Annotated in this window: 24 protein-coding genes, 1 tRNA gene and 2 pseudogenes; 12 read left to right on the top strand and 15 right to left on the bottom strand. The window is 63.9% G+C overall.

Translation table 11 applies throughout. The annotated features are described in order from the left end of the window. Positions 1 to 170 precede the first annotated feature (170 nt). Together DFR52_RS25000 and DFR52_RS12575 are read left to right on the top strand one after the other, a co-directional pair. Positions 171 to 2558, top strand: coding sequence for a methyl-accepting chemotaxis protein (locus DFR52_RS25000; protein WP_158284952.1), 2388 nt, complete (start codon positions 171 to 173; stop codon positions 2556 to 2558). Further along, on the top strand, positions 2558 to 3025 hold the full coding sequence (locus tag DFR52_RS12575) for a chemotaxis protein CheW (protein ID WP_110032322.1): 468 nt from the start codon (positions 2558 to 2560) through the stop codon (positions 3023 to 3025). Before DFR52_RS25000 ends, DFR52_RS12575 begins: the two co-directional genes overlap by 1 nt. A gap of 219 nt (positions 3026 to 3244) precedes the next feature. Here the strand turns inward: DFR52_RS12575 and DFR52_RS12570 are convergent, their stop codons facing one another. The 4 genes from DFR52_RS12570 to dapD are packed head-to-tail and all read right to left on the bottom strand — an operon-like array spanning position 3245 to position 6359. Next, positions 3245 to 3847 carry a hypothetical protein gene (locus DFR52_RS12570; RefSeq protein ID WP_146215609.1) on the bottom strand — a complete coding sequence of 201 codons (603 nt, stop codon included), beginning with the start codon at positions 3845 to 3847 and terminating at the stop codon, positions 3245 to 3247. Between the two features lie 13 nt (positions 3848 to 3860). Further along, positions 3861 to 5057: a succinyl-diaminopimelate desuccinylase gene (gene dapE, locus DFR52_RS12565; RefSeq protein WP_110032320.1), complete on the bottom strand. Its 1197-nt coding sequence runs from the start codon at positions 5055 to 5057 to the stop codon at positions 3861 to 3863. Positions 5058 to 5111: 54 nt separating this feature from the next. Next, on the bottom strand, positions 5112 to 5501 hold the full coding sequence (locus tag DFR52_RS12560) for a DUF805 domain-containing protein (RefSeq protein ID WP_110032319.1): 390 nt from the start codon (positions 5499 to 5501) through the stop codon (positions 5112 to 5114). Between the two features lie 3 nt (positions 5502 to 5504). Further along, on the bottom strand, positions 5505 to 6359 hold the full coding sequence (gene dapD / locus DFR52_RS12555) for a 2,3,4,5-tetrahydropyridine-2,6-dicarboxylate N-succinyltransferase (RefSeq protein ID WP_110032318.1): 855 nt from the start codon (positions 6357 to 6359) through the stop codon (positions 5505 to 5507). A 143-nt stretch (positions 6360 to 6502) separates the two neighbouring features. Between dapD and DFR52_RS12550 the strand changes: the two genes are divergently transcribed. Then, positions 6503 to 7357 (top strand): LOG family protein, encoded by an 855-nt coding sequence (locus DFR52_RS12550; protein WP_110032317.1) that lies wholly within the window; start codon positions 6503 to 6505, stop codon positions 7355 to 7357. A gap of 63 nt (positions 7358 to 7420) precedes the next feature. On the opposite strand, the gene DFR52_RS12545 is transcribed toward DFR52_RS12550, so the two are convergent. Next, the gene (locus DFR52_RS12545; RefSeq protein WP_110032316.1) at positions 7421 to 8134 is read right to left on the bottom strand and encodes a pyrimidine 5'-nucleotidase; all 714 of its coding nucleotides are present in this window, start codon (positions 8132 to 8134) and stop codon (positions 7421 to 7423) included. A gap of 101 nt (positions 8135 to 8235) precedes the next feature. On the opposite strand from DFR52_RS12545, the gene DFR52_RS12540 reads away from it, so the two are divergent. Both DFR52_RS12540 and DFR52_RS12535 read left to right on the top strand, forming a co-directional pair. Continuing rightward, positions 8236 to 9138: a DMT family transporter gene (locus DFR52_RS12540; protein ID WP_110032315.1), complete on the top strand. Its 903-nt coding sequence runs from the start codon at positions 8236 to 8238 to the stop codon at positions 9136 to 9138. A 168-nt stretch (positions 9139 to 9306) separates the two neighbouring features. Beyond that, a complete protein-coding gene (locus DFR52_RS12535; protein WP_110032843.1) occupies positions 9307 to 10572 on the top strand; it encodes an alpha/beta hydrolase in 1266 nt (421 codons plus the stop codon). 42 nt (positions 10573 to 10614) lie between these two features. On the opposite strand, the pseudogene DFR52_RS25050 reads toward DFR52_RS12535, so the two are convergent. The 3 genes and pseudogenes from DFR52_RS25050 to DFR52_RS12525 form a co-directional block, all read right to left on the bottom strand. Beyond that, positions 10615 to 10851: pseudogene (locus DFR52_RS25050) on the bottom strand (carboxymuconolactone decarboxylase family protein); the annotation flags it as partial. Positions 10852 to 10872: 21 nt separating this feature from the next. Continuing rightward, on the bottom strand, positions 10873 to 11034 hold the full coding sequence (locus DFR52_RS25045) for a hypothetical protein (RefSeq protein ID WP_342587904.1): 162 nt from the start codon (positions 11032 to 11034) through the stop codon (positions 10873 to 10875). Further along, positions 11031 to 11417, bottom strand: a complete 387-nt coding sequence (locus DFR52_RS12525; RefSeq protein WP_110032314.1) for a MerR family transcriptional regulator — start codon at positions 11415 to 11417, stop codon at positions 11031 to 11033. Before DFR52_RS12525 ends, DFR52_RS25045 begins: the two co-directional genes overlap by 4 nt. A gap of 301 nt (positions 11418 to 11718) precedes the next feature. Between DFR52_RS12525 and DFR52_RS12520 the strand changes: the two are divergent. Then, a pseudogene (locus tag DFR52_RS12520) lies at positions 11719 to 12204 on the top strand (methylated-DNA--[protein]-cysteine S-methyltransferase); the annotation flags it as partial. Then, a complete protein-coding gene (locus tag DFR52_RS12515; protein WP_110032312.1) occupies positions 12201 to 12977 on the top strand; it encodes an isocitrate lyase/PEP mutase family protein in 777 nt (258 codons plus the stop codon). The pseudogene DFR52_RS12520 and the gene DFR52_RS12515, both read left to right, overlap by 4 nt. Before the next feature lie 7 nt (positions 12978 to 12984). On the opposite strand, the gene DFR52_RS12510 is transcribed toward DFR52_RS12515, so the two are convergent. The 6 genes from DFR52_RS12510 to rpmH all read right to left on the bottom strand — a co-directional run bounded on the left by DFR52_RS12510 (position 12985) and on the right by rpmH (position 17529). Continuing rightward, positions 12985 to 13212: a toxin-antitoxin system YwqK family antitoxin gene (locus DFR52_RS12510; protein WP_110032311.1), complete on the bottom strand. Its 228-nt coding sequence runs from the start codon at positions 13210 to 13212 to the stop codon at positions 12985 to 12987. 88 nt (positions 13213 to 13300) lie between these two features. Beyond that, positions 13301 to 14206: an acetylglutamate kinase gene (gene argB / locus DFR52_RS12505; RefSeq protein WP_110032310.1), complete on the bottom strand. Its 906-nt coding sequence runs from the start codon at positions 14204 to 14206 to the stop codon at positions 13301 to 13303. 196 nt (positions 14207 to 14402) lie between these two features. After that, entirely contained in the window at positions 14403 to 15080 is a 678-nt protein-coding gene (gene yihA, locus DFR52_RS12500; protein WP_110032309.1) for a ribosome biogenesis GTP-binding protein YihA/YsxC, read from the bottom strand. A 12-nt stretch (positions 15081 to 15092) separates the two neighbouring features. Then, on the bottom strand, positions 15093 to 16907 hold the full coding sequence (gene yidC / locus DFR52_RS12495; protein WP_110032308.1) for a membrane protein insertase YidC: 1815 nt from the start codon (positions 16905 to 16907) through the stop codon (positions 15093 to 15095). Between the two features lie 3 nt (positions 16908 to 16910). Continuing rightward, complete coding sequence (gene rnpA, locus DFR52_RS12490; RefSeq protein WP_110032307.1) at positions 16911 to 17336, bottom strand: ribonuclease P protein component; 426 nt, start codon at positions 17334 to 17336, stop codon at positions 16911 to 16913. Positions 17337 to 17391: 55 nt separating this feature from the next. After that, on the bottom strand, positions 17392 to 17529 hold the full coding sequence (rpmH, locus tag DFR52_RS12485; protein ID WP_110032306.1) for a 50S ribosomal protein L34: 138 nt from the start codon (positions 17527 to 17529) through the stop codon (positions 17392 to 17394). Between the two features lie 455 nt (positions 17530 to 17984). Here rpmH and DFR52_RS12480 point away from each other — a divergent pair, with 455 nt between their 5' ends. From DFR52_RS12480 to DFR52_RS12465, 4 genes are all read left to right on the top strand, one after another. After that, positions 17985 to 18731 carry a TVP38/TMEM64 family protein gene (locus DFR52_RS12480; protein WP_110032842.1) on the top strand — a complete coding sequence of 249 codons (747 nt, stop codon included), beginning with the start codon at positions 17985 to 17987 and terminating at the stop codon, positions 18729 to 18731. Positions 18732 to 18766: 35 nt separating this feature from the next. Next, entirely contained in the window at positions 18767 to 20197 is a 1431-nt protein-coding gene (locus DFR52_RS12475) for a dihydrolipoyl dehydrogenase family protein (protein WP_110032305.1), read from the top strand. Between the two features lie 21 nt (positions 20198 to 20218). After that, complete coding sequence (locus DFR52_RS12470; RefSeq protein WP_425351175.1) at positions 20219 to 21697, top strand: sensor histidine kinase; 1479 nt, start codon at positions 20219 to 20221, stop codon at positions 21695 to 21697. Positions 21698 to 21895: 198 nt separating this feature from the next. Further along, positions 21896 to 21972, top strand: a tRNA-Arg gene (locus DFR52_RS12465). Between the two features lie 92 nt (positions 21973 to 22064). On the opposite strand, the gene DFR52_RS12460 is transcribed toward DFR52_RS12465, so the two are convergent. Next, positions 22065 to 23147 (bottom strand): Fic family protein, encoded by a 1083-nt coding sequence (locus DFR52_RS12460; protein ID WP_110032304.1) that lies wholly within the window; start codon positions 23145 to 23147, stop codon positions 22065 to 22067. 1068 nt (positions 23148 to 24215) lie between these two features. On the opposite strand from DFR52_RS12460, the gene DFR52_RS12455 reads away from it, so the two are divergent. Beyond that, positions 24216 to 25997 (top strand): glucan ABC transporter ATP-binding protein/ permease, encoded by a 1782-nt coding sequence (locus DFR52_RS12455; RefSeq protein WP_110032303.1) that lies wholly within the window; start codon positions 24216 to 24218, stop codon positions 25995 to 25997. Positions 25998 to 26008: the final 11 nt, after the last annotated feature.

Here is a 26008-nt window from a genome sequence, read left to right as displayed (position 1 = left end):
GATCCGGACCTTAGGAAACTGCAGCCATTTTGCCGCGGTTACTTAACCTATTCGTAACTGAATTTGGTCAGATTCGCAGGATCGGGAAGCTGCGCTGTGACGCGGTCTGCATGAAGCGATTTCCTGACGCCGCTTGGCATGTCAGCAAACACAAGAACGCCAGGCCCATCATGCTTCTTTCCCGAAAACTGCCGCTTGCCGCAGCCTTGCTCACCATTGTCTCCATCGGAGTGGCGAGCATCGCCAGCCTGGAAATTGCCGGACGGGCGCTTGGCGCCAAGACCTCGGAGACCCTGGTGGCAATCGCTGACGGTCGCCGCAATCAGGTGCAGACCTATCTGGGCAATGTCGAGCAGGACGTGATCGCGACCTCGCAGAACAACCTGCTCCGCATGGCGCTCGAAGGCTTCAAGTTCGACTGGGGCTTTCTCGGCGACGGCGTGACCGAGGAGTTGAAGAAGCGCTACATCATCGACAATCCCAATCCCGAGGGCGAGAAGGCCAAGCTCGACACGGCCAAGGTCAGTTCCTATGACCAGACGCACGAGCGGTACCACGCCCAGTTCAGGGACATGGCCGACAGCCGCGGCTGGGAAGATTTCTTCCTCATCGACCTGAACGGCAACATCATCTATTCGGTCAACAAGAACCCCGACTACGCCACCAGCCTGAAGGACGGACCGTTCAAGGACACCGGCCTCGGCCAGGTGTTCACCTCTATTGTCGGCGGCAATGTATCGGACCGCACGGTGTTCGCCGATTACGCGCCCTATGCCGCCTCCGCCGGCGCTCCGGCAGCCTTCATCGGTCATTCGCTCAATTCCGAGACCGGCATCGTCGGGGTCGTCATTGTGCGCATGCCAAGCGCTCGGATCGCCGAAATCATGTCCAACACGTCCGGCCTGGGCAACACCGGTGAAACCGTCCTGCTCAACGCCGACGGCTACCTGATCAGCGATTCGGCCCGGACGCCCGCGGTCGACACCCTCGCCGTCAAACTCGACACCGATCTTCTCGCAAGGACCAGCGGCGCAGCTGCCGTCATTGGCAGTTTGCGGGGCTATCGCGGGATGGACAGCAATGTGGCGATGGCACGCGTCGATTTCGATGGCGCGGAGTGGACGGTGGCGGCGCTGATCGACAAGAACGAGGCTGGCGCCAGCATGGTGATGATGCGCAACACAATTCTCGGACTGGCGCTGGCGCTGCTCCTGGCAGCCATGGCGTTGAGCATCTGGTTCTCGCGCAGCCTGACCAGGCCGATCGACGCCCTGGTCGCCGACATGCGCAGTCTTGCCGCCGGCGACACCACCATTGAACTGTCGGGCGAGGACCGCAGGGACGAAATCGGCGAGATGGTCCGCTCCGTTGGCGTTTTCCGCGACGCGGTCATTCAGAAGATCGAACTCGAGCGCCAGGCGGAGGAGACCCTTTCGCTCTCTGAACGCGAGCGCTTCGAGCGCGAACGCCTCAAGGCCGACGAAGCCGCCCGTATGCAGGCCGCCGTCGACGCGCTGGCCGGCGGCCTGACCCGGCTCGCCGAAGGGGATCTGACCACCCGCATCGACACTCCCTTCATGGACAGCCTGGATCGACTGCGGCTGGACTTCAACGCGTCGGTCGAGAAGCTCTCGACGACCCTGTCGGAGGTCCGCCTCAACATCGCGGCCATCAACGGCGACGCCGGCGAAATGCGCACGGCCGCCGACAGTCTGGCCACCCGCACCGAGCAGCAGGCAGCCTCGCTGGAGCAGACTTCCGCAGCTCTCGACGAGATCACCGCGACGGTCAGGAGCTCGACCGACCGCGCCACCGAGGCGACCAGGATGGTCGGCGAGACCAAGGCGTCGACGGAACGGTCGAGTCAGGTCGTCTCCGAAGCGGTCGATGCGATGGGGCGTATCGAGAGTGCCTCCAACGAGATCTCCAAGATCATCAACGTCATTGACGAAATCGCCTTCCAGACCAATCTTCTGGCGCTCAATGCAGGCGTCGAGGCGGCTCGTGCGGGCGAGGCCGGCAAGGGTTTCGCAGTCGTGGCCCAGGAGGTGCGCGAGCTTGCCCAGCGCGCCGCCAATGCGGCCAAGGACATCAAGGGCCTGATCACCAAGTCGGGCGCCGAGGTGGCCAGCGGCGTGACCCTGGTGATGGCGACCGGGGAGGCACTGCAACTGATCGCCACCCATGTGGTCGACATCAACGACCACATCGTCTCGATCGAAAAGTCCGCCCGTGAACAGTCAAGCGGACTGCAGGAGATCAATTCCGCCGTCAATCAGATGGACCAGATGACCCAGCAGAATGCGGCCATGGTCGAGGAGACCACCGCGGTCACTCACCGTCTGGCAGGCGAGGCGGCCAATCTGGCCCAACTGGTGGGCCAGTTCACCCTTGCGGGACAGCGAGCAGCCGTCACCGGCGTCCGCTCGATCACGCCCAACACTGCAGCGGTGCCTTCGCCCGCCCGGCAGATGGTCAATTCCGTCGCCCGCGCCTTCGGCGCCGGCAAGACGGCAACAGCAACTGCCGCTTCGAATGACGGCTGGGAGAATTTCTGATGAACGACAAGACAGGGGCAAAGATGGCCGGAACACTCGAGATCATCTCGTTTCACCTCGGGGAGCAGGTGTTCTGCGTCAACATCATGTCGGTGCGCGAAATCCGCGGCTGGGCGCCCTCGACCATGCTGCCGCACTCGCCGCCGCATGTTCTGGGCGTGATCAATCTGCGCGGCTCGGTGATCCCGGTCATCGACATGGCCATCCGCCTCGGCCTGCCGGCGATCAAGCCGACCGAGCGCAGCGCCATCATCGTCACCAACATCGCCGGCAAGCTCGTCGGCCTGCTGGTGGAAAACGTGTCGGACATGATCACGGTCAAGGGCGAGGACCTGCAGCCGGCGCCGGAAGTGATGCCGACGGCGGAGCGTGGCCTGACCAAGGCCATCATCCCGGTGGCCGATCAGATGATCTGCTATCTTGATCTCGATGCCCTGTTCCCCGACAGCGAGGAAATGGCGGCCTGACACGGCATCCGCCCCCGCTCGGCAATGGAAGTCGGGAATCTGTCAGGCAACCGGTGTCTTGCACCGCGGCAATGCCCGTCTAAAGCACATCGCGGGAATTCAGATTCACGCGATGTGCTTTAGCTCTTTGTATGCATGTCGTGATCCCGAAACCGCCGCACACTTTCGGGCGACATGCATGAGGGCAGCCGCGGGGCAACCCGGACCCTGAGCATCTGATCACGAGCCCAGCCCCGCGCCGAGCAGTCGATAGGCGAATTCCGAGATGAACAGCCCGCAAATCAGTGTGATCATGGTCACCAGTGCCGCCAGCATCGGGTCGTTGCCGAGGCTCATCCGCGCCACCCGGTAGTACAGTCCGATGACCATGCCGTAGAAGACGAGGGCGAGAAGCTGACCTGCTTCCACCGGGATCGGGGTGAAGAGGCGCAGGACGCCCGGGATGAAGGCGATGTAGACCGCCACCAGCCCGAACCAGTTGGTCGCCACGATCAGCGGCGTGAAGCGCTTGCCGAAGCCGAAGATGCGGGCGGCGGGGATCAGCACCAGCACGGGCACGATCCAGGCGGCAATGTCGCACAGGCCGACGATTGCGAAGAAACGCAGATAGTCAGCCAGGCCTTCCGGACGGATTTCCGGCGCGTCGCGCCAGACCAGGGTCCACAGGAATGTCTGTGCCGGCCAGCACCACAGGAACGCGCCGAAGGATCGGAAGAAGCCGTCACGGCTGATATCGAGCAGGGCAAATCCCTGCGGGCGGCGCTGCAGGAGCATCAGGACGCCGGCGACCGACCGTGCCGCCTCGTCGGAGGAAGGGATCAAGTCCCGGCCCAAGTCAATTCGCCCCGGCCCGATGGAACCAGCCCTGCAGGAACGCCTGATAGATCCGGGTCAGGATCTCGAGATCGTCGAGCGCCACGCACTCGTCGACCATGTGCATGGTCTTGCCCACCAGGCCGAACTCGACGACGGGACAGTGCGACTTGATGAAGCGCGCATCCGAAGTGCCGCCGGTGGTCGAGAGCTCGGGCGTCCGGCCGGTGACCGAGGCAACGGCCGCCGAAAGCGAATCGATCAGCGCCTGGTCGCGCGTCAGGAACGATGGCGAGGGGCGTTCGCGAAACTCGATCTCGTAGTGTGCCGCGCCGCGCCCGGGCCGCAGCGCTGAGGCGGTTGCAGCAGCATCGAGGCGGGCGCGGATCTCCGCGCCCAGGCTGTCGCCGTCCCAGATGTCGCTGAAGCGGACATTGAACTGCGCAGTGGCGCGCGCCGGAATCACATTGGTGGCCGTGTTGCCGGTATCGATGGAGGTGATTTCCAGATTGGTCGGCGGAAATCGCTCATTGCCGGAATCAAGCGGAGGGTCCAACAACGCCGCTGTCATGGCAATGAGGCTTCGCAGCGGGTTGTCGGCGAGGTGCGGATAGGCGACGTGGCCCTGCACGCCCTGCACGGTGACGGTGCCCGACAGCGAGCCGCGGCGGCCGATCTTGATCATGTCGCCCATCGCGTCGGGATTGGTCGGCTCGCCGACGATCGCCGCATCCCAGCGCTCTCCCTTGGCGGCCGCATGCGCCAGCAGCTTTTCGGTGCCGTTGATGGCGGGGCCTTCCTCGTCGCCGGTGATGAGCAGCGACACCGATCCGGCGGGGGCGCCGTGGGCCTCGACATGGCGGGCCAGCGCGGCGACGAAGCAGGCGATGCCGCCCTTCATGTCGACCGCGCCGCGGCCGTACATCATTCCGTCGGCGATGTCGGCCGAGAACGGTCCGCGGCTCCAGGCAGCGGTGTCGCCGGGCGGCACCACGTCGGTATGTCCGGCAAACATCAGATGTGGCCCACCGCCGCCCAACCGGGCGTAGAGATTGTCCACGTCGGGGGTATCGGGATCACGAAAGGTGACCCGCTCAACCTCGAAGCCGAGGGGGGAGATCAGCGATTCCAGCGTTGCCAGCGCGCCGCCTTCCAGCGGGGTGACAGAGGGGCAGCGGATGAGGGCGGACAACACCTGAACGGGATCTGTAAGGGTCATGCTGATTTGTTAGCTCATTGAATTCCGGCTGTCACCATGGCGCGCGGCAGGCGGTCAGTAGCCCGGCCTGTCGGGTGACGGGCCGTAGCGGTTGGGTCCGATTGCCGATGGCCAGACCACCAGGCCGAAGAGCACGACGACTGCAATCCCGGGCACGAGCAGCAGAAAGACCAACCCGGACGGCAGTCCGATATCGTGCAGCCGCTTGACGCTCAGCGTTGCCAGTGAGGCGATCGCCGGCAGGAGTGCGAGGATGATGCCGAAGCCTGCGACGGCCCGCGCTGTGCTCTCGCCGGCATTGACCGCCGTCGTCACGGGAATGGCCAGCACCGCCATCCAGAATGCGATGCCGAGCAGATAGGTTCGCCGGCAGATCCGTCCCGACCCGCTGAACAGCAGCCAGCGCATGTCCCCGCGCATGTGCCTGGCTGGTCTTGTTGCCATCGCTCAGTCCCGCAGCAACTCGTTGATGCCGGTCTTCGATCGCGTCTGCGCGTCGACCGTCTTGACGATGACGGCGCAATAGAGGTTCGGCGCCGCGGCTCCGTTGCCCATCAGGCTGGTGGTCGGCATCGAGCCCGCGACAACAACGGAATAGGGCGGCACTTCGCCGTAGCTGATCTCGCCGGTCATGCGGTTGACGATGCGGGTGGACTGGCCGATGTAGACGCCCATGCCGAGCACGGAGCCTTCGCGGATGATGCAGCCTTCGACCACTTCGGAGCGGGCGCCGATGAAGCAGTTGTCCTCGATTATGGTGGGGCCGGCCTGCAGCGGCTCGAGCACGCCGCCGATGCCGACGCCGCCCGACAGGTGAACGTGCTTGCCGATCTGGGCGCAGGAGCCGACGGTGGCCCAGCCATCGACCATCGAGCCTTCGCCGACATAGGCGCCGAGATTGACGAAGGACGGCATCAGCACCACGTTCTTGCCGATGAAGGCGCCGCGGCGGACGACCGAGCCGGGAACGGCACGGAAACCTGCCGCCTCGAACTCGCCGGCGCCCCAGCCGTCGAACTTGGACGGCACCTTGTCCCACCAGACGGCGTCGCCGGGTCCACCCTTGATGACCTCCATGGCATTGAGCCGGAATGACAGCAGGACTGCCTTCTTCAGCCACTGGTTGACCGTCCAGGCGCCATCGGCGCCGCGTTCGGCGACGCGTGCCTCGCCGCGGTCGAGCAGGTTGAGCGAGGTTTCCACGGCATCGCGGATCTCGCCCTTGGTCGAGCTGGAGACAGTGTCGCGGTTGTCGAAGGCGGTTTCGATCGTTGCGGCCAATTGGGCCAGGTCGTGCTTCATCGTGGCGATTCCTTAAGTTTCGACAACTATCGTGGACAGGAGCATGGCACACGGCGCCAGATCCGACATGGACTTTGTCCTAAGCGAGGAGGATGGCGGGGTCAATTCCGGCATGCGGCTTGAGGACGACTGGGGAAAAACTGATGACTGCCGACCAATACAAGGACACATGGGACCCGCTGGCCGACAACCGCTCGGACAAGATCCGAGCCAGGCGCCAGCCCAGGACGCCGCAGACGCTTTCGCCATCCTACCAGCTCGCCTACACCGATGATGACTTCCTGTGCCGCGAGGAGCTGCGCCCGGTGCGGCTGCAGCTCGAATTGCTGAAGGCCGGAACAATCCTGGCCGAGAACAACATCCGTTCGACCGTGGTGATGTTCGGCGGAGCCCGCATCCCGGAACCTGGCGGCGATCCCTGGGCGGCCAAGAACGAGATCCAGGCAAAGAGCTTGCGCGGAGCGTCACATTTCTACACAGAGGCGCGCAAGTTTGCTGCGCTCTGTTCGGAGCACTCGCTGTCGATGAAGGGCGAGGAATTCGTGATCGTCACCGGTGGCGGCCCGGGTGTGATGGAGGCGGGAAACCGCGGCGCTCACGATGTCGGCGCACGCTCCATCGGTCTCAACATCGTGCTGCCGCACGAGCAGGCGCCCAATATCTATGTCACGCCCGAGCTCAGCTTCAACTTCCACTACTTCGCCATCCGCAAGATGCATTTCCTCATCCGCGCCAAGGCGATCACCATCTTTCCCGGCGGCTTCGGCACCATGGACGAGCTGTTCGAATCGCTGGCCCTGATCCAGACTGGCCGCATGGCGCCGGTGCCGCTGCTGCTGTTCGGCACCGAGTTCTGGAAGACCATGATCAATTTCGAGGCGCTGGCCGATTTCGGCACCATAGCGCCGTCCGATCTCGACCTGATTCGCTTCGTTGACACCGCCGAGGATGCCTGGGCGGCGATTGCGGAGTTCTACGGCCTCGACCAGGGCGGCTGATCAGTTCGCCCACGGTGCTGAAAGCCTCCGCAACGCGCATTGTCGCCCAACATTTCGACGCGGTCACGCTCCCGGAAGCACCGCCTGAAGGAAGCCGGATAGATCATCGGTGATATGCTGGACGTGATCGCCGTCGCGGCCCTCGTGCTCCCAGACTTCATCGAGCACGGTGTCGAGATTGCGCGGCACGATCAGCACCGTGCGCATGCCGAGGTCATGCGGCACCTTGAGATTGCGCGGCAGGTCCTCGAACATGGCGGCGCGTCGCGCATCGACGCCGTGGCGGGCGAGGAAGCGGTCATAGGTGGCGGCCGCCGGCTTGGGCGTGAGGTCGGCAGCGATGATGTCGAAGATGTCATCGAAATGGTCGAGGATGCCGAGCGCTGTGGCCGCCCGCCTGGCATGGGTGGTGTCGCCGTTGGTGAAGATGAACTTGCGGCCGGGCAGCGCCCTGATCGCCTCGCCGAGCGCCTCATCCGGCTTCACCCAGGAATAGTCGATGTCGTGCACCTGCTCGAGAAAGACATTCGGATCGATCTTGTGATGGATCATCAGGCCCTGGAGCGTCGTGCCATGGTCCCGGTAGTAGGATTTTTGCAGCGCACGCGCCTCGTCATGGCCAAGATCGAGCAGGTCGCGGATGAACTGGGTCATCTTCCTGTCGATCTGCGAGAACAGGTCGGTGTGGCGCGGATACAGCGTGTTGTCGAGATCGAACACCCATTCGGTGACATCTGCAAAGGCTGCGGCATCGGGAGCGGTTGTTTTCTGGGTCATGCCCCGGCATAGGCAACCGGACGCGGAAAGGAAAGGGTGGAGCGTCCTTGTGAGGCAAAAAGCCGGATGCGCGCCGCGGCGGCGCGTGCTAATCGCCCTGCATGCAAACATGGATTCTCATCACTCTTGGCGCCGCCTTTCTGCAGAACATGCGCTCTGTCCTGCAAAAACACATCAAGGGCAGGATGGGTGTGACGGGCGCCACCTTCGTCCGCTTCGGTTTTGGCGTGCCCTTCGCGGCGATGTTCGTGGCGTTGCTCGCCTATGGCGCCGGCTATCCTGTGCCGCCGCTCAATACGCCGTTTCTGATCTGGGTGGTGGTCGGTGGCCTGGCCCAGATCACCGCCCAGGCCTTGCTCATCCAGATGTTCGGCCATCGCAATTTCGCCGTCGGCACGGCCTATTCGCGCACCGAACCGGCGCAGGCGGCGCTCTTCGGGCTGATCTTCGTCGGCGACAGGATCGGCATCAGGACACTGATTGCCATCGCTGTTTCACTGCTGGGCGTGATGCTGATATCGGTGGCGCGGTCTCCGATCAGCCCCAGGGCGCTGATCACCTCGATCTTCAGCCGCACGGCCGGTCTCGGCATTGCCTCGGGCACGGCCTTCGGTATTGCCGCGGTGGCCTACCGTGCAGCCTCGCTGGCGCTGGGCCAGCCCAACTTCATGATGCAGGCGGCCGTCACGCTGCTGACGACCATCATCTTCCAGACCGTGATCATGCTCGTGTTCATGGCCTGGAAGAAACCGGAGGAATTCGCGCGAATCCGTGCCGCCTGGAAGATTGCAGCCATGGTCGGCCTCGTCGGCGCCACTGCGTCCTTCGGCTGGTTCATGGCGATGACGCTGCAGACGGCGGCGGTGGTGAAGGCCCTGGCGCAAGTGGAGATGATCTTCACCTTCGCATCGTCGGTGCTGATCTTCCGCGAGCACATCAACAGGCTCGAGATCATCGGCTGCATCCTTATTGTCGCCGGGATCCTGGTGTTGCTGTTGACCTGAAGCCGCCTGTGTTATGGTGAGTGCCTCGCATCGGTCTCCCTCGGCCGCCCGTCTCGCCCAACACCTTGGAAGTCCAGCTTGCACCTCTTCGCCTCCTTGCCAGCGCCTTTGCACTCCGCCGCCGCCCGGGCAGGACTGACGCGCCGGTGCATCGGCGGCCTTGCCGTCATGGTCGCGCTGCTTGCCGCCTGCGCCAGCCCGCCGGAGGGCGTGATGGGTCCGATCGGCGCAGGCCTGCCGGATGCATCCCGGGTCTCGATGCTGGTGGCCACCACGCGCGCCAGCTCCGAGAATCCCGGCCTTCTCTATTCCGGCGAACGCGGTGCCAGCGTGGATTTCAACGAGGTGGTGGTGTCCATTCCGCCGGAGGAGAACCGCATTGTCGGCGAGGTGCAGTGGCCAAAAAAGCTGCCGCCCAACCCGGCGCGCGACTTCGCCACCCTCTCGGTGAGCCCGCTGATCGGCGCGCCGGCGGCCAGGACCTGGTTCACGGGCCATGCAGGCAGCTCCGGCCGGCTGCTGGTCTTTGTGCACGGCTTCAACAACCGCTACGAAAAGGCAGTCTACCGCTTCGCCCAGATCGCCCATGACAGCGGCACGGGGGCGGCACCCCTGCTGTTCACCTGGCCGTCACGCGGTTCGGTGTTCGCCTATGGCTACGACAAGGAGAGCACCAACTATTCCCGCACCGCGCTTGAAAGCGTGCTCGCCGCCGCCGCCGGCGCCGGCGAAGTCAAGGACATCACCGTGCTTGCCCATTCGATGGGCACCTGGCTGACGATCGAATCGCTCAGGCAGATGGCGATCCGCGACGGCCGCATCCCGCCGAAGATTTCCAACGTCATCCTGGCGGCCCCTGACCTCGACATCGATGTGTTTCGCCAGCAACTGGCCGACATGGGCCCGGACCGGCCCAAATTCACCGTCTTCGTCTCGCGCGACGACCGGGCGCTGACAGTCTCTCGCCGGATCTCCGGCAACATCGACCGGCTCGGCCAGGTCGACATCAACGACCCGAAAATCCGTCAGCTGCTCGAAGCCGAAGGCATCACCGTGCTCGACCTGTCCAAGCTGCGGGTCGGTGACAAGCTCAATCATTCGAAGTTTGCCGAAAGCCCGGAAGTGGTGCGGCTCCTGGGCGAGCGCCTCATCGCCGGCCAGGCCGTGACCGACCAGGACATCGGCCTGGGCGCCGAACTGGGCGCCACAGCGTTGTCGGTGACCAACACGGTGGGCTCGGCGGCGGGGCTGGCGGTGTCGGTCCCGATCGCCATTCTCGATCCCTCGACGCGCGAGACGCTCGAAGCCCAGGCAGATCGCTTCGGCCGCAATCTCGGCAATTCGGTCGAGGGACTCGTGGATCCGAAGCTGGACCTCACCCGCCGCTGCACGCGGAAGGGCGAGGCGTGCCCGGGCGCCGTCCTGGCCCGTTGAGGAAGGGCATCTGTTCGGCCTTCCGGGCGGCCTGGAGGCGGGTCAACAGGCCTGCGCATCCTGGTGGGCAAACAGCTCCATGGCGGTGTTCATGCCATTGATGGCCGCCGGCATCCCGCCGTAGACCGACATCTGCAGAATGACCTCGAGCAGTTCGCGCCGGCTTGCGCCGGCCGCCAGCGCGTGTTCGAGGTTGACGCGCAATTGCGGGCCGGTTTGTCCGCCGAGCGCGGACAGCGCGGCGACCGTTGCGATCTGCCGGGTCTTCAGGTCAAGTCCATCCCGCGCATAGAGCCTGCCTTAGGCAAATTCGACCAGGGTTTCGGCGAAACCCGGGACCAGTGTGTCGTATTTCGCGGCCAGAGCCTCTTCGAGGCCGGGGTTGATTGCGGCAACGATGGTGCGTCCGCGCTCGAGGGCAGTTTCAGGTGTGGCCGAGGATGTGGTGGTCTGCATGGTCATTTCGCGTGCCTCGTCTTGTCGGCAAGCTCGTGGCTGGCCTCGATGTCATGATAATTGGCGATCTTGTATTCGAGCAGTGTCGCGCACGCGCTCAGCTCGGCTATGCGGCTGAGCACCTTTGCATGCTGGTTTTCCAGCATGACACGGCGGTTTGCGGCGGTGCCGTGACCCCTGGCCCGCATCAGCGCGTAGCGCTTCATGTCCTCAAGGCTCATGCCTGTTGCCTTGAGCGCCTTGAGGAATTCAATCCAGCGCACGGCGTCGGGATCGTAGAGCCGTTGTCCGCCCTTGCGAAAGGGCGGATCGATCAGCCCCAGCCTTTCGTAGTAGCGCAGCGTGTCGATGCTGAGCCGGGTCAGTTCGGATAGCCTGCCGATCTTCATGCAGCTGTGCCTTCTCTCGTCCCTGTTGCGGTTTCAATCCGCGCCATCGCCTGGTCTCCAATTGCAACTGGGTTGAAGCCTACGAGCTGGAGTACGGTCCAGGTCAAGCGCGGGTTTGCGTTTTTCCGGATCTTAAGCCTCCCGGTGCGGGAGGGATATGTCGACCGGTCCGGCCGGGCCGGTCAGTGAGGTCCCTCGGGCCGGATTGAGCGCCATGACGGATGCGGCTAGCATGGGCGGATGAACCGGCCTCACCCAGGAGGGTTGCATGGACCGAGAGTGCCAGGAACTGTCCGAGTTGTGGCTCGACACGCCGATCGGCCCGATGCGCGCGCTGGCCGACGCGACCCACCTGCATGCGCTGGAGTTCCATGATGAGCCGCCGTCCGGCGCGACCGCCGGGACTGCGTCCGCCGAGCCGCTGCGGCAGATCGAATCCGAACTGCGGGCCTATTTCGCCGGCGAGAGCGCCGACTTCCGCACCCCGCTCAGGATCGGCGGCAATGCTCTCGAGCGCAAGGTCTGGGAGCGGCTCGCCCGCGTGCCGCTGGGAGAGACATGCTCCTACGGCGACATTGCCCGCGACGTCGGCCACATCGAATCCGTGCGGGTGATCGCCCGGTATTGCGGTACCAATCGAGTTCCGGTGGTGATTCCCTGTCACCGCTGCATCGGCTCGGACGGATCGCTCATCGGGTTCGGCGGTGGCCTGTGGCGCAAGAAATGGCTGTTGCGGCATGAAGGCCGGATGCGGCCCGTCGGATTGTTCGCGGAGGAACGACATTGAACCAGAATGAAAAAGCACGTCTCTTTTCCAGCCTGCACAGAAAGGGCGACCCCGTCATCCTCTATAATGTCTGGGATGCGGGCAGCGCCGGGGCCGTCGTTGCCGCGGGCGCCAGGTCACTTGCCACCGGCAGCGCCCCGGTGGCAAGCGCCAATGGCTTTGCCGATGGCCAGCAGATCCCGATGCAGCGTCTGCTGGACGTGGCGCGGTCAATCACCGGGGCGACCGAGCTGCCGGTCAGCGTCGACTTCGAGGGTGCCTATTCGACCGACCCGGAAGAGGGGGCTCGCAATGTCGCCATGCTGGTTGAAACCGGCGCCATCGGGCTGAATTTTGAGGATCAGGTGGTCGGCGGCAGCGGTCTGCATCCGGTCGCCGAGCAGGCCGCGCGGATCGCAGCCATCCGGGCGATGGCACGGCAGCGCGGCATCGAGCTGTTCATCAACGCCCGCACCGACTTGTTCCTGAAGGAGAAGGATCGCAGCGTCCATCCTTCGTTGCTGCCCCAAGCGATCGAGCGGGCCGATGCCTATGCACAGGCCGGCGCCAGCGGTTTCTTTGCCCCCGGCCTCGTCGATCGCGATCTGATACGCGAGCTGTGCGCGTCCACGCCGTTGCCGGTCAACATCATCATGGTGCCCGGTGCACCCGACGCTGCCACGCTGGCGAGCCTGGGCGTCAGCCGCATCAGCCATGGACCGTTTCCCTATCGTGCGATGATAGAATGGCTGACGGACGGAGCCCGCACGGCCCTCAATGCTGCCAAGGGTTGAACCGGTCTCAACCAGCCTTCGGCTTGATCCGCGTGACCTTGTAGATATCCCCGTTCCGGTCATAGGTGGTCCACTCGCCTGCCTGTTCGCCGTTGACGAACGTGCCCGAACGCATTCTGGTGCCGTCCTTGCGGAACCATTCCCAGTGGCCGGTGGCAACGCCATCGATCATCTGGCCACGCGCCCACAGGCTGCCGTCCCTGTGATACTGCAGATGCTCGATCGTATCAGCCATGGCAACGGGTCTCCACCGCGCGTTGGTCATGAAGACTATCAAGAAACGCGATGACGATCAATTTCTGCTGTGGCGGGGCTGAACCGGCTCAGGGAACCAGCAGTGTTCCCGCTCCGTGCTCGGTGAAGATCTCGAGCAGCACGGCATGTGGCACCTTGCCGTTGAGAATGACCACGCCCTCGACGCCGCGATCGAGCGCCTCGATGCAGGTCTCGACCTTGGGGATCATGCCGCCGGAAATGGTGCCGTCCTTGATCAGCGCGCGCGCCTCAGCCACGGTCAGTTCATCGATCAGGTTCTTGTCCTTGTCGAGCACGCCGGGCACGTCGGTGAGGAAGAGCAGCCGCGTCGCGTTGAGCGCGCCGGCAATGGCGCCGGCAAAGGTGTCGGCGTTGATGTTGTAGGTGTGGCCGTCGCGGCCGGGCGCGACCGGCGCCAGCACCGGGATCATTTCCGACTTGGCCAGCAGGTCGAGCAGCGTCCGGTCCACTTCCACAGGTTCGCCGACGAAGCCGAGATCGAGCACCCGCTCGATGTTGGAATCCGGGTCGATGAAGGTCTTGTTGGCCTTCTCGGCATAGACCATGTTGCCGTCCTTGCCGCACAGGCCGATGGCCCATTCGCCCTCGGCATTGATCAGCGCCACGATCTCCTTGTTGATCGAGCCGGCCAGCACCATCTCGACGATCTCGACGGTCTTCTGGTCGGTGACGCGCAACCCGCCCTCGAACTTGGATTCGATGCCCATCTTTGACAGCATGGCGCCGATCTGCGGGCCGCCGCCATGGACCACGATCGGATTGACGCCCGACTGCTTGAGCAGCGCGATGTCCTGCGCGAAGGCCTTGCCGAGTGCCGTGTCGCCCATGGCATGGCCGCCATATTTCACCACGATGGTCTTGTTTTCATAGCGCTGCATGTAGGGCAGGGCCTGCGCCAGCAGGCTGGCCTGGGTGGCGGCGTCATTCTTGCGGTCGGTGGAACTGTCAGACATGGGGCGGGTGTCCTGTTTGCGGGTCCGGCGCTGCGTGGATGAAACTCAGCCGATTGAAAGCGGACGTCGGCGATGCAACGGACACTGCTCTAGCGGCATTCGGGCGCAGCATCAATCGGGCGCGGCGCGGCGCGCGGCAAAAACCCGGCCCCCGGCCCCGGGCGCGGTCGGAGGCGGCACCGGATGCCGCAGGAGATCAGGTGGTGATGGCAGTGATGATGGCCGCGCGCAGTTCGGTCAGGCCCTGACCCTTCTCCGACGACGTTGACAGCACTTCGGGATAGGCGGCGGGGTGCTTCTTGAGGGCAGCCAGCGTCTCGCTCATCAGCCTCGGCACGCCGGCGGCCTTGATCTTGTCGGTCTTCGTGAGCACCACCTGGTAGGACATGGCCGCCCGGTCGAGCAGCGCCATCACCTCCTCGTCGTTCTTCTTGATGCCGTGGCGCGAATCGATGAGCAGGTAGACCCTCCTGAGCGTCGAGCGGCCGCGCATGTAGTCGAACACCAGCTTGGTCCACTTGTCGACCTGGTCCTTCGGGGCTTTGGCGTAGCCGTAGCCGGGCATGTCGACCAGCGCCATCGGCGGCAGGTCGTCGCCTTCGCCGCTGTGGCCGTCGGGCACGAAGTAGTTGAGTTCCTGGGTCCGGCCCGGCGTATTGGACGTGCGGGCGAGTCCGTTGGTCTCCACCAGCGCATTGATCAGCGACGACTTGCCGACATTGGACCGACCGGCGAAGGCGATCTCCGGCGGGCCTTCCGGCGGCAGGAACTTGAGCGCCGGTACGCCGCGGATGAACACCCAGCCGCGGGTGAACATTGCATAGCGGCCGTCCTCATGGGCTGCGGCGAGGCCGCTGTTTTCTGGACTTGTCATCAGACGATCCGATCAGACCGGGTTCTTTTTTCGCTTGAACAGGCCGGCAAGATTGTCCCACAGTTCCACTTTCACGCCCTGGCGCTTCATGATGATGCCCTGCTGCACGATGGACAGCGTGTTGTTCCAGGCCCAGTAGATCACCAGACCGGCGGGGAACGTCGCCAGCATGAAGGTGAAGACCACCGGCATCCAGGTGAAGATCATCGCCTGGGTCGGGTCCGGCGGGGTCGGGTTCATGCGCATCTGCAGGAACATGGTGATGCCCATGATGATGGGCCAGACACCGATCATCATGGCCGCCGGCACGCTGAAGGGCAGCAGGCCGAAGAGATTGAAGATCGTGGTCGGGTCAGGCGCCGAAAGGTCATGAATCCAGCCGAAGAACGGTGCGTGCCGCATCTCGATGGTGATGTAGAGCACCTTGTAGAGCGCGAAGAAGACGGGGATCTGCAGCAGCACCGGCCAGCAGCCGGCCACCGGATTGATCTTTTCCTTCTTGTACAGCTCCATCATCGCCGCCTGCAGCGCCATGCGGTCGTCGGCGTGCTTGGTCTTGAGTTCCTCGAGTTTGGGCTGAACCTTCTTCATGTTCGCCATCGAGCGGTAGGACTTGTTGGCGAGCGGGTAGAACAGGGTCTTGACGATGACCGTCGAGATCAGGATCGAGACCCCGAAATTGCCGAACAGCTTGTAGAAGAAGTCGATCAGCCAGAACATCGGCTTGGTGAAGAAGAAGAACCAGCCCCAGTCGATCATCAGGTCGAACTTGAGGATGTCGAACTTGGTCTTGTAGCCGTCGATGACGGGCACCTCCTTGGCACCCGCGAAGACCCGTGTGGTGATGGTCTCGGAGGCGCTTGGGGCGATGGTCTGCGCGTCGGCCTTGAAATCCGTCTGGTAACGGGCGCGGCCGTCGGTGAAATGGGCGAAGCGGGTGTTGAAGCCGGTGCCGCCCTGCGGGATCACGGCGGCCGCCCAGTACTTGTCGGTGATGCCCATCCAGCCCGCAGTGGCGTGGCCTGGCTGGATGAGAGGCTCTTCCTCGACGGCGGCGTACTTGATTTCCTGCAGGCCTTCTTCGCCAACGACGCCGATCAGGCCTTCATGCAACACATAGATGCCGGCGATCTTGGGCTTGTAGAAGCGCGTCACGCGGCCATAGGTGGACACATCGACCGGTGCGTCCCCGGTGTTGGCAACCGTGTCGGCGTAGCTGAACATGTAGTGCTCATCGACGGAGATCTGCCGCGTGAAGGTCAGGCCCGTGCCGTTTTCCCAGGTGAGCGTGACCGGATTGAACGGCGTCAGCGTCTGGTTCGGCGCCGCCTGCCAGACGGTGTCCGGCCCGGGGACCCTCATGTCCGGCGTTTCGCTGACGAAGCCGACTTCGGCGAAATAGCCGTCAGCCTGCGAAGCTGGGTTGAAGAGCCGGATGCGCGGGCTCGAGGGATCGACCTGCTCGTGATATTCCTTCAGCATGAGATCATCGAGCCTTCCACCGGCCAGATTGATCGAGCCGGAGAGCGACGGAGTGTCGATGCTGATTCGGCCGCTGCTCGCCAGCGCCTGCTCGCGGGTCTGGGCAGCGACAGCGGCGGTGTCGCCGGCCGGAAGCGAGGTGCCGGAGGATGCGGCCGGTACGCTTCCCGGCGTCGCGCCATCACCCGCCTGCGTGGTGGCCGGTGTTGACGGCTGGGCGGCCTGTTCCATCTGGGCGGCGGCCCGCTCCCGCTCGATCTTCGGCGATATGTAGAGAAACTGCCAGCCAATCAGCACGAGCACCGAAAGTGCGATTGCCACGAAATAGTTGCGGTTGTTTTCCATCACTTATTCCTGGGCGCCTTTGCTGCTTTCGCTCGGCGCGTTTGGGTTGGGCAGATCTCGGGCCGTGTCGGCGGCGCGGGTCTTTGGGTCGGCCAGCTTGCGGTGGCATTCGGCCAGCCGGGCAGCCAAGGCAATCCCGATGCGGTCAAAGGGAGCGTTCAGCATGTCGCGTCGGGCGACAACGACATAGTCGTGTCCGGGAAGGAAAGAAACCCCCACCGTCACGCGCACCGCCTCGCGGAGGCGTCGGCGCATGCGGTTTCGTTCCACCGAATTGCCCTGCTTGCGGGTGACGGTAAAGCCGATGCGGGGAGCCTGCGAGGGCTCATTGCGGTTGATGGCTTCCAGCAGGAACAGCGGGCCGCGGAGACGCAGTCCTTTCTGCACAGCAAGAAAGTCCGGCCGGCTGAGAAGCCGCCCGGGTTTCATGTTCGGGTCTTGTTGAGCCACGCGACTGCCTCTTTTCGCGGGCAGGCGTCGACGGTCAGGCCGAAAGACGCTTGCGACCGCGGGCGCGGCGGGCTGCGATGACCTTGCGGCCACCAGGAGTAGCCATCCGCGAGCGGAAGCCGTGGCGACGCTTGCGGACAAGTTTGGACGGTTGGTAAGTACGCTTTGGCATTTATTTTAATACCGCGGTGTGCGGCCCTTCTTGGAACAATCTTCGATTGGAGCGTTCAATCCGCATGTGTGGGCTCCCGAAACAGGAACGCCTGCGGACGGGGGGCTTATAGACGCGATCGGACGGCAAAGTCAATCAGCGCCGGCGGCGGCGATCCGACTCAGGCGGGCTGCCGCTTTGGCGGTGACGGTTCTGCCGCGAATGGCGCCCCGCCTGCGCGGCGGACCATCGGCTGAGCGGGACGGCGATGGTCGGTCGGCCCGACCAGCCCGTGCCGGTGTCACGGCAGCGTGAACGCCGTCCCCGCCGTCATCACGCACAGTTGGGAAACCGCGAGCCATCGTCATTGGCTCTTGGCATCCGGGCAGTTTAGATGGTCTGTGACGCAGACGCAGACGCAGAAGGAACGGAGACCCATGGCCACCCGGACCGCAACGAACGGAGCACATGTCGCAATGGAGAACGCGAAAGGCAGGACGGAGGTCTCGGCCGGCGGTCAGTTGCGGCGCTATCTGCCTCTGGCGGTGGTCGCCGCCGGACTGGCGCTGAGCTACTGGTTCGGACTGCAGGACTATTTGTCGCTGTCCGTGCTCGCCGACAAGCGCGACGCGCTTGCTGGGCTGGTGGCGGAAAACCGCCTGGCGGCGGCCGGTGTCTACGTGTTCGCCTACATCCTGGCCGTGGCCTTTTCGCTGCCGGCGGCGTCGTTGCTGACGGTTTTCGGCGGCTTTCTCTTCGGCTGGCTGCTGGGTGGCGCCCTGACCGCGGTGGCGGCCACCATCGGCGCCACCATCATCTTCCTCGTCGCCCGCACCGCCTTCGGCGACGTGCTGCGCAGGAGGGCCGGGCCCTTCCTGTCCCGGCTCGCCGATGGTTTCGCCGAGAACGCCTTCGGCTATCTCCTGGTGCTCCGGCTGGCGCCCGTGCTGCCCTTCTTCATCCTCAACATCGCGCCGGCCTTCTTCGACGTTCGCCTTCGCACCTATGTGTTGGCGACCTTCTTCGGCATCCTTCCCGGCACATTCGCCTATTCCTGGCTGGGTCAGGGACTGGATAGCGTGCTGGTCGCCGCTGCGGAGTCCGGACGAGAAGCCTCGATCGGCGATCTGGTGACGCCGCAGATCACGCTCGCCTTTGCTGCGCTGGCTCTGGTCGCCGCCATCCCGACCGTGATACGCAAATGGCGACAGCGCGCCCGTTGAGCCGCATGGCGACCATTCCAGATGGGGGACGATTGATGACCAGGCGACTGACACCCGACATATGCGTCATCGGCGCCGGCTCCGGCGGCCTGACCGTGGCCGCCGCGGCGGCGGCCTTTGGCGTGGATGTGGTGCTGATCGAAAAGGGCAGGATGGGTGGCGACTGCCTCAATTACGGCTGCGTGCCATCCAAGGCGATGATCGCGGCGGGCAAGCATGCCCGCGCCATCGCCGAGGCCCCGGACTTCGGCGTGAGCGCCGGCGCGGTGAAGGTCGACTTCCGGAAGGTCCATGATCACGTCCATTCGGTGATCGCCGCCATCGCGCCCAATGACTCCGTCGAGCGCTTCCGCGCCCTCGGCGTCACTGTGATCGAGGCCGAAGGCCGCTTCACCGACCGCAGGACCGTTGTGGCCGGCGACTTTGAGATCGCCGCCCGCCGCTTCGTCATCGCCACCGGGTCCTCCGCCTTCGTGCCGCCGATTCCCGGCCTCGACTCGGTCGACTACCTCACCAACGAGACTCTGTTCGAGCGCACCAGTGCGCCGCGGCATCTCATTGTCATCGGCGGCGGCCCCATCGGCATGGAGATGGCGCAGGCCCATCGCCGTCTCGGCGCCGAGGTCACCGTCATCGAGGGTGAAAGGGCGCTGGGCAAGGACGATCCGGAGCTCACAGCCATCGTCCTCGACCAGATCCGCGCCGAGGGCGTTACCCTCATCGAGGGCGCCAAGGTGACCGGCGTTGAGAAACAGGGCGCATCCGGCGTCAGGGTTTGCTGGGAATCGGAAAACGACAAGGGACAAGTCGATGGCAGCGACATTCTGGTCGCCACCGGTCGCAGCGCCAATGTCGAGGGACTCGGTCTTGACAAGGCCGGCATCAAATATGATCGCCGCGGCGTCACCGTCGGCGCCAATCTTAGGTCTTCCAACTCCCGCGTCTACGCCATCGGCGATGTCGCCGGCAGCCTGCAGTTCACCCACGTCGCCGGCTACCACGCCGGTCTGGTGGTGCAGCAGATCCTGTTCCGGCTTCCGGCGAAGGAAAACCGCGACATCATTCCCTGGGCCACCTTTACCAGCCCGGAACTGGCCCATGTCGGCCTCGCAGAGGCTGACGCCCGCAAGCGTCACGGCGACAGGATTTCCATCCTGCGCTGGCCCTATGCCGAGAACGATCGCGCCCAGGCCGAGCGCCAGACCACCGGACTGATCAAGATGGTGGTCGACAGGAAGGCACGCATCATCGGGGTCACCATTGTCGGGGCAGGCGCCTCGGAGATGATCAATATGTGGGCGCTGGCGATCACCAATGGCCTGAAGCTCGGCGATGTACGCGGCTACGTGCCGCCCTATCCAACAATGAGCGAGATTGGAAAACGCGCCGCCATCTCCTATTATGGCCCGGTGACTCGAAAGCCGCTCGTGCGAACGCTGGTGCGCTGGCTTCGCATATTCGGATGATGCTGGAAGGCAGGCTCGCTCTTGGACACCCCACCGCCGGCAGATGACACCGTGGAGGGCGCCGGCAGGCGCCTGCGCCTCAACGGCCTGTCGGCAAAGCTGCTGTGGCTGACCATCCTGTTCGTGATGATCGCCGAGGTGCTCATCTTCGTCCCCTCCATCGCCAACACGCGGCTGCGCTGGCTTGAGAACCGATTGAGCACCGCGGCGGCGGCGAGCGTCGTCATTCAGGGGCTCGACGAGATGGACGTGCCGCAGCCGATCCAGGACGACGCTCTGATGGCCACCGGCACCAAGGCGATCGCGTTGATGAAGGACGGGATGTCGCGGCTGATTGCCGTCTCCGACATGCCGCCGACCGTCAGCCACCAGTACAATCTCGCCGACATGTCGCCGTTCAGTGCGATCATGGACGCCTTCGACACCATCTTCTTCGGAGGCGACCGCGTCATCCGGGTCTACGGCCCGGTGGAAGGCTACGCCGACACGGTCATCGACCTGGTGCTCGAGGACGCGCCGCTGCGCCAGTACATGCTCGCCTATGGCCGCAATGTCTTCCTGCTCTCGGTGCTGATCTCCGTGATCACTGCCAGTCTCGTCTTCTTCGCCATCAACCGCATCATGATCCATCCGGTCCGGCGCATGACCGAGAACATGCGCGCCTTCTCTTCGGACCCGGAAAATCCCGGCCGGATCATCAAGCCGCGCCCCGTCGGCGACGAGCTCGGCATCGCCGAGGGCCATCTTGCCGCCATGCAGACGCAGCTGCAGTCGACGCTGCGCCAGCAGCGCCATCTGGCCGACCTCGGGCTCGCCGTGTCGAAGATCAATCACGACATGCGCAACATCCTGGCCTCGGCGCAATTGATGTCGGACCGTCTGGCCATGGTCGATGATCCGCGCGTCAAGCTGTTCGCCCCCAAACTGCTGCGCACCATCGACCGAGCCGCCGCCTATTCCGGCGCGGTGCTGGCCTATGGCAAGGCCAGGGAGGCAGATCCGAAGCGCCGCTTCATCCGGCTGGCCCAGCTGGCCTCGGAGGTGCGGGAGCTTCTCGTCGACGAGGCCGGCCCGACGATCGATTTCACCGTCGAGGTGGCGCCGGAGCTTGAGGTGGAGGCCGACAGCGAGCAGTTGTTCCGCGTGCTCTACAATTTGAGCCGCAATGCCGTGGAGGCGCTCAGGAGCGATCCTGTCGATGACAGGGCGCTCATCCACCGCATCATCATCTCCGCCCGCCGCGCCGGCAGCGTCGCCGAGATCTTCGTCATCGACACTGGCCCCGGCATGCCGCCCAAGGCGCGCGAAAACCTGTTCGCGCCGTTTCGCGGCGCCGTGCGCGCCGGCGGCACCGGCCTGGGGCTCGCCATCGCCCGCGAGATCGTCATCGCCCATGGCGGCAGCATCGAGCTGGCCGAGACCAGTTCGCACGGCACCACCTTCCGCATCGAACTGCCGGATCAGCCCGTGCCGCTGAGCCGCTTTCGCGTCAGGGCCTGAGGCCGGCCCTTGTGCCGGCTGTCTGCGTTTGTCGGGAACGACATGGGTGGGCCCGTCGGGGGCCAGGCCGGCAGGGGCGGATGCCAAGAGGCGTCAGGCATTAAGTTCGGAGCAAACGCCGATTTTTCGACAATGCGGCTTGCAATCGGCCGGCCGACGTTTTAGGAGAGCGCCTCGCAGCCAATTTGGCTTGCATGCGCGCCCGTAGCTCAGCTGGATAGAGCACCAGACTACGAATCTGGGGGTCAGAGGTTCGAATCCTTTCGGGCGCGCCATTTTGTTTTCACCAGGCCGCCATGTTTCTCGGTGTTTCTACGCAAAATGGTGTTTGATCCACAAGGAATCTGCTTCGGCGAAATCTAACCCGTTACGATTTCCCATGATTTATCCCACGCGGTGACTTTGGGCCATACCAGGTTCCCTTGCCCGTTCCATGCTGGGTTAGATGATTTGCGCCGACCAAGGTGGCCAGGTGCTTCTTGACCGTGTTGCGGTTTGCAGCGGTCAGGCTGACGATCTCGCCAATCGTGATGCGCCCGCGCTCTTTGACCGCCTCGATGATCTGAAGCGACAGTTCGGGCAAGGTGCCAAGGACAAGATGCTCCCGTTCGATCTTTTTCTCCAGGCGGCGCTTTTGTTGCTGCAATGCGCGCAGGAAGTAAACCACCCACGGCTGCGAGTTCGGCTTCGCGCTTCGAATTGTTCGCTGGGTTTGCCGCAGGGCCAGATAATAGCCCTCCTTGCTGGTCTCGATCACGCTTTCGAGCGAAGAGTAGGGCACATAGGCATAGCCGCAGCGCATCAGCAGGAGCGTGGTCAGAACGCGCGACAGCCTGCCATTGCCGTCCTGGAAGGGATGGATCTCCAGAAACACCACGGTGAAGATGGCGACGACCAGCAGTGGATGGAGGCTTTGCTCATTCAGCGCGCTTCGGGTCCAATGGATAAGCTCTTGCATCCTGCCGCGTGTATCGAAGGGAGTTGCCGTTTCGAAGATAACGCCGATTTCCTTTCCGTCGGGATCGAACGCGCTCACATGATTGGCGAGTGTCTTGTACGCGCCGCGATGGCGCTCGTCCTTATCGCTGAAAGCCAGGAGGTCGCGGTGCAGTTGCGTGATGTGGTTTTCGGTGATGTCGATTGCGGCGAAATGCGCAAAGATGGTTTCCATGACCTGCGCATATCCCGCGACCTCCTGCTCGTCACGAGAGTCGAATGATTTGATTTCAAGATTGGCAAGCAGACGCTCGACTTCGGTGTCGGTCAGCTTGCTGCCTTCAATGCGGGTTGATGAACCGATGCTTTCAATCGTGGCGACGCGGCGCAGCGCGGATAGCCGCTCGGGTGCCAGAGTGCCAAGGGCTCGCCATGCGCCTTTGAATTCGTCGATCTCGGAGACGAGGGCCAGGATTTCATGGGTGAGCTGCAGGGAGTCGGTCTTCAGTGCCATACCCAAAAATATACCCGAAAATACCCATATAGACAATGATTGGCGGTGAGTACCCAAAAAAATACCCATAAATACCCAAAAAATGGCTCTGTTTGGTGCGTCCCATAGCGGCCGGGCTCTCTTAAACCGAGCCGAAGGTCTGGTCCTTAGGGCTTCGACCCCTAGCCCGGGCGGAAGCTTTCTCATCCCGGCCCTTGGCCGGCGCTATGCTGATGCTCCGGCTGCTGCCTTCCTTCATAAATCGAATAGGGGGCTTTGCCCCGCCGCGCGGATCCTTGCCCGCGCCACTCCCATTCTCGCCGAGGGGCAAGGGTCCAGCGGGGATGAACCCCGAAAGATCCGGGAAGAGTGGTACGGAGTGACCGCGGCTGTCGCCTCGCTGCATCGCAAGCCGTAAAGGTGCACCCATCGACCTGACGGATGCCACATCTATGTCATCATCAATACCGCCCTCATTCCGGAGTTCGCGACCACGAACAACTCTGCGCTTTCGGTGGTCGGCCGTTCCTATGCGATAATGGTGAATCGCAGACGAAACAGGGTCTGCTGGCGCTCTATACCCACAGCGAGAGGACAGGCGGCCGGCTGCGGGTTGCATCGATCAACCGGCAGATTCCCTACAGGATGCTTGATCCGTTCAACCCTGACTATCTGCGCGCCGTCTTCGCCGATGCCTACAACCAGACTGTGGCCGGCATCGTGTGGAAGCAGACGCCGATCTTCTGACGACCCTCCAACGCAGCTGATCGCTCACCCCATCTCCTCCCCACGGGGGGCCTGCATCGACAGGATCCCGGGCGAGGCTTTGCGCCAAGGACTTGAATGGCTCGAGCCTTACATTTCCTGTCCCTGATCCGCGTTGAACCAAGGGCTGGAATTTCCTGCACAAGAAACAAGCAGTTGGCTTCCAAACAGCCGGTTTTCGGCGGTTTAATCACGCTTTGTAACGGCCATTCTTCCAAAGTTTCGAAAGCCTGATGAACCCCACTTGCGTTGGCCGCGTTTAAGCCTCAATCGCAATGCAGCAATTTCTGAAATCAATGGTGCGGCGCACGATAGGATATTTTCTTGTCTCTCTTCGGTATCTACATGCGGGCGATGCGGCAGCTTTTTGCGGAAGGCTGGAAGGTTGCCGCGATCTGCGCAGCCAATGTCGGTCTGGCGGTCGTCATGATCGCCGAGCCGATCCTGTTCGGCGAAATCATCCAATCCATCGCCAGCGGCGAGGGACTGGCGACGCGTATCGCGCTTTGGGCAGCGCTGGGCTGCTTCAACATCGTCGCGCTGGTCCTGGTGGCGCGCGGCGCCGACAGGCTGGCGCACAAGCGTCGGGCATCGGTGCTGACCCAGTCCTTCGAGGAGGTCATGTCCATGCCGATGGCCTGGCATCATGGCCATGGCACGTCGCAGGTCCTGCACACGCTGCTTCGCGCCATCGAAACCCTGTTCACGCTCTGGCTCGAATTCATGCGGCAGCATCTGGCCACGGTTGTGACGCTGGTGCTGCTGGTGCCCACCGCGCTGACGCTTGACTGGCGGATGGCGCTGGTGCTCGGCGGGCTCGGCGTCTCCTATGTGGCCATCAACCGTCTGGTGATGAAGCGCACGAAGGCCGGACAGGCCCAGGTCGAGCAGCACTACCATCGGGTCTTCTCCCATGTCGCCGATTCCATCGGCAACGTATCGGTGATGCAGAGCTACGGCCGCGTCGCCCAGGAAGCCGAAGCGCTGCGGCGCTTCACCGACGACCTGATCAATGCCCAGTATCCCGTCCTCAACTGGTGGGCGCTCGGCAGCGCGCTGCAGCGCCTGGCGGCGACGCTCTCGATGATGATCGTACTCGTCATCGGCTCGCTGCTGGTGCAGCGCGGCGAATTGCGCATCGGCGACATCGTCGCCTTCACCGGCTTTGCCGGCCTGCTGATCGGGCGTCTCGACCAGGTCACCGGCTTCTTCAATCAGATCTTCGAGGCCCGTGCGCGGCTGGAGCCGTTCTTCGCGCTCAAGGATTCGGTCGCGGAGAACCTGGATCACAGCGGCAGCCTGAGCGTCGAAAGGCTCAGGGGCCATGTCAGCTTCGACAATGTCTCGTTCCAGTTCCCCGGCAGCGGCGAAGGCGTGCACAACATCAGCTTCGACGTGCCCGCCGGCAAGACCGTCGCCATCGTCGGCCCCACCGGTGCCGGCAAGACGACGATGATCAATCTGCTGCAGCGCGTCTTTGATCCTTGCAGCGGCACCATCCGCATCGACGGCATCGACATCCGCGAGATGACCCGCCGGTCGCACAGCAACCAGATTGCGGCCGTCTTCCAGGATGCGGGCCTGCTCAACCGCACGATCGAAGACAACATCCGCATCGGCAAGACCGACGCGGCCAATGACGAGGTCCATCAGGCGGCGATCGCTGCCGCCGCCATGGATTTCATCCTGTCCAAGCGCGCGGGATACGATACGGTCGTCGGCGAACGCGGCGCCCAGCTGTCGGGCGGCGAGCGCCAGCGCATCGCCATCGCCCGCGCCGTGCTCAAGGATGCCCCGATCCTCGTGCTCGACGAGGCCACCAGTGCATTGGACGTCGAGACCGAGCAGATGGTCAAGAGCGCCATCGACCGGTTGCGCAAGGACCGTACGACCTTCATCATCGCGCACCGGCTGTCGACGGTCTGCGACGCCGATCTGGTGATCTTCGTCGACCACGGCCGCATTGTCGAGTTTGGTGAGTTCCAGCAGCTTGCCGATCGTGACAATGGACGCTTTGCGGCGCTGCTGCGGGCCAGCGGCCTGCTGGCGAGCAAGGACCGGCTGCACGCCGTCGACAGTCAGCGGCTGTTGTCGGAGTCGGCCTGACCCCGCGCGCC

Origin of the sequence: Hoeflea marina, from assembly GCF_003182275.1 — a bacterium.
GTDB lineage: Bacteria > Pseudomonadota > Alphaproteobacteria > Rhizobiales > Rhizobiaceae > Hoeflea > Hoeflea marina.
The sequence above is the reverse complement of the archived record's forward strand: the minus strand, read 5'-3'. Positions and strand labels throughout refer to the sequence as shown.

What these genes read in the sequence shown, in the direction of transcription:
- DFR52_RS25000 (WP_158284952.1), top strand. Translation starts at nt 171, where the DNA reads ATGCTTCTTTCCCGAAAACTGCCGCTTGCCGCAGCCTTGCTCACCATT.
- DFR52_RS12575 (WP_110032322.1), top strand. Translation starts at nt 2,558, where the DNA reads ATGAACGACAAGACAGGGGCAAAGATGGCCGGAACACTCGAGATCATC.
- dapE (WP_110032320.1), bottom strand. Translation starts at nt 5,057, where the DNA reads ATGACCCTTACAGATCCCGTTCAGGTGTTGTCCGCCCTCATCCGCTGC.
- DFR52_RS12560 (WP_110032319.1), bottom strand. Translation starts at nt 5,501, where the DNA reads ATGGCAACAAGACCAGCCAGGCACATGCGCGGGGACATGCGCTGGCTG.
- dapD (WP_110032318.1), bottom strand. Translation starts at nt 6,359, where the DNA reads ATGAAGCACGACCTGGCCCAATTGGCCGCAACGATCGAAACCGCCTTC.
- DFR52_RS12550 (WP_110032317.1), top strand. Translation starts at nt 6,503, where the DNA reads ATGACTGCCGACCAATACAAGGACACATGGGACCCGCTGGCCGACAAC.
- DFR52_RS12545 (WP_110032316.1), bottom strand. Translation starts at nt 8,134, where the DNA reads ATGACCCAGAAAACAACCGCTCCCGATGCCGCAGCCTTTGCAGATGTC.
- DFR52_RS12540 (WP_110032315.1), top strand. Translation starts at nt 8,236, where the DNA reads ATGCAAACATGGATTCTCATCACTCTTGGCGCCGCCTTTCTGCAGAAC.
- DFR52_RS12535 (WP_110032843.1), top strand. Translation starts at nt 9,307, where the DNA reads ATGGTCGCGCTGCTTGCCGCCTGCGCCAGCCCGCCGGAGGGCGTGATG.
- DFR52_RS25045 (WP_342587904.1), bottom strand. Translation starts at nt 11,034, where the DNA reads ATGACCATGCAGACCACCACATCCTCGGCCACACCTGAAACTGCCCTC.
- DFR52_RS12525 (WP_110032314.1), bottom strand. Translation starts at nt 11,417, where the DNA reads ATGAAGATCGGCAGGCTATCCGAACTGACCCGGCTCAGCATCGACACG.
- DFR52_RS12510 (WP_110032311.1), bottom strand. Translation starts at nt 13,212, where the DNA reads ATGGCTGATACGATCGAGCATCTGCAGTATCACAGGGACGGCAGCCTG.
- argB (WP_110032310.1), bottom strand. Translation starts at nt 14,206, where the DNA reads ATGTCTGACAGTTCCACCGACCGCAAGAATGACGCCGCCACCCAGGCC.
- yihA (WP_110032309.1), bottom strand. Translation starts at nt 15,080, where the DNA reads ATGACAAGTCCAGAAAACAGCGGCCTCGCCGCAGCCCATGAGGACGGC.
- yidC (WP_110032308.1), bottom strand. Translation starts at nt 16,907, where the DNA reads ATGGAAAACAACCGCAACTATTTCGTGGCAATCGCACTTTCGGTGCTC.
- rnpA (WP_110032307.1), bottom strand. Translation starts at nt 17,336, where the DNA reads ATGAAACCCGGGCGGCTTCTCAGCCGGCCGGACTTTCTTGCTGTGCAG.
- rpmH (WP_110032306.1), bottom strand. Translation starts at nt 17,529, where the DNA reads ATGCCAAAGCGTACTTACCAACCGTCCAAACTTGTCCGCAAGCGTCGC.
- DFR52_RS12480 (WP_110032842.1), top strand. Translation starts at nt 17,985, where the DNA reads ATGGAGAACGCGAAAGGCAGGACGGAGGTCTCGGCCGGCGGTCAGTTG.
- DFR52_RS12475 (WP_110032305.1), top strand. Translation starts at nt 18,767, where the DNA reads ATGACCAGGCGACTGACACCCGACATATGCGTCATCGGCGCCGGCTCC.
- DFR52_RS12460 (WP_110032304.1), bottom strand. Translation starts at nt 23,147, where the DNA reads ATGGCACTGAAGACCGACTCCCTGCAGCTCACCCATGAAATCCTGGCC.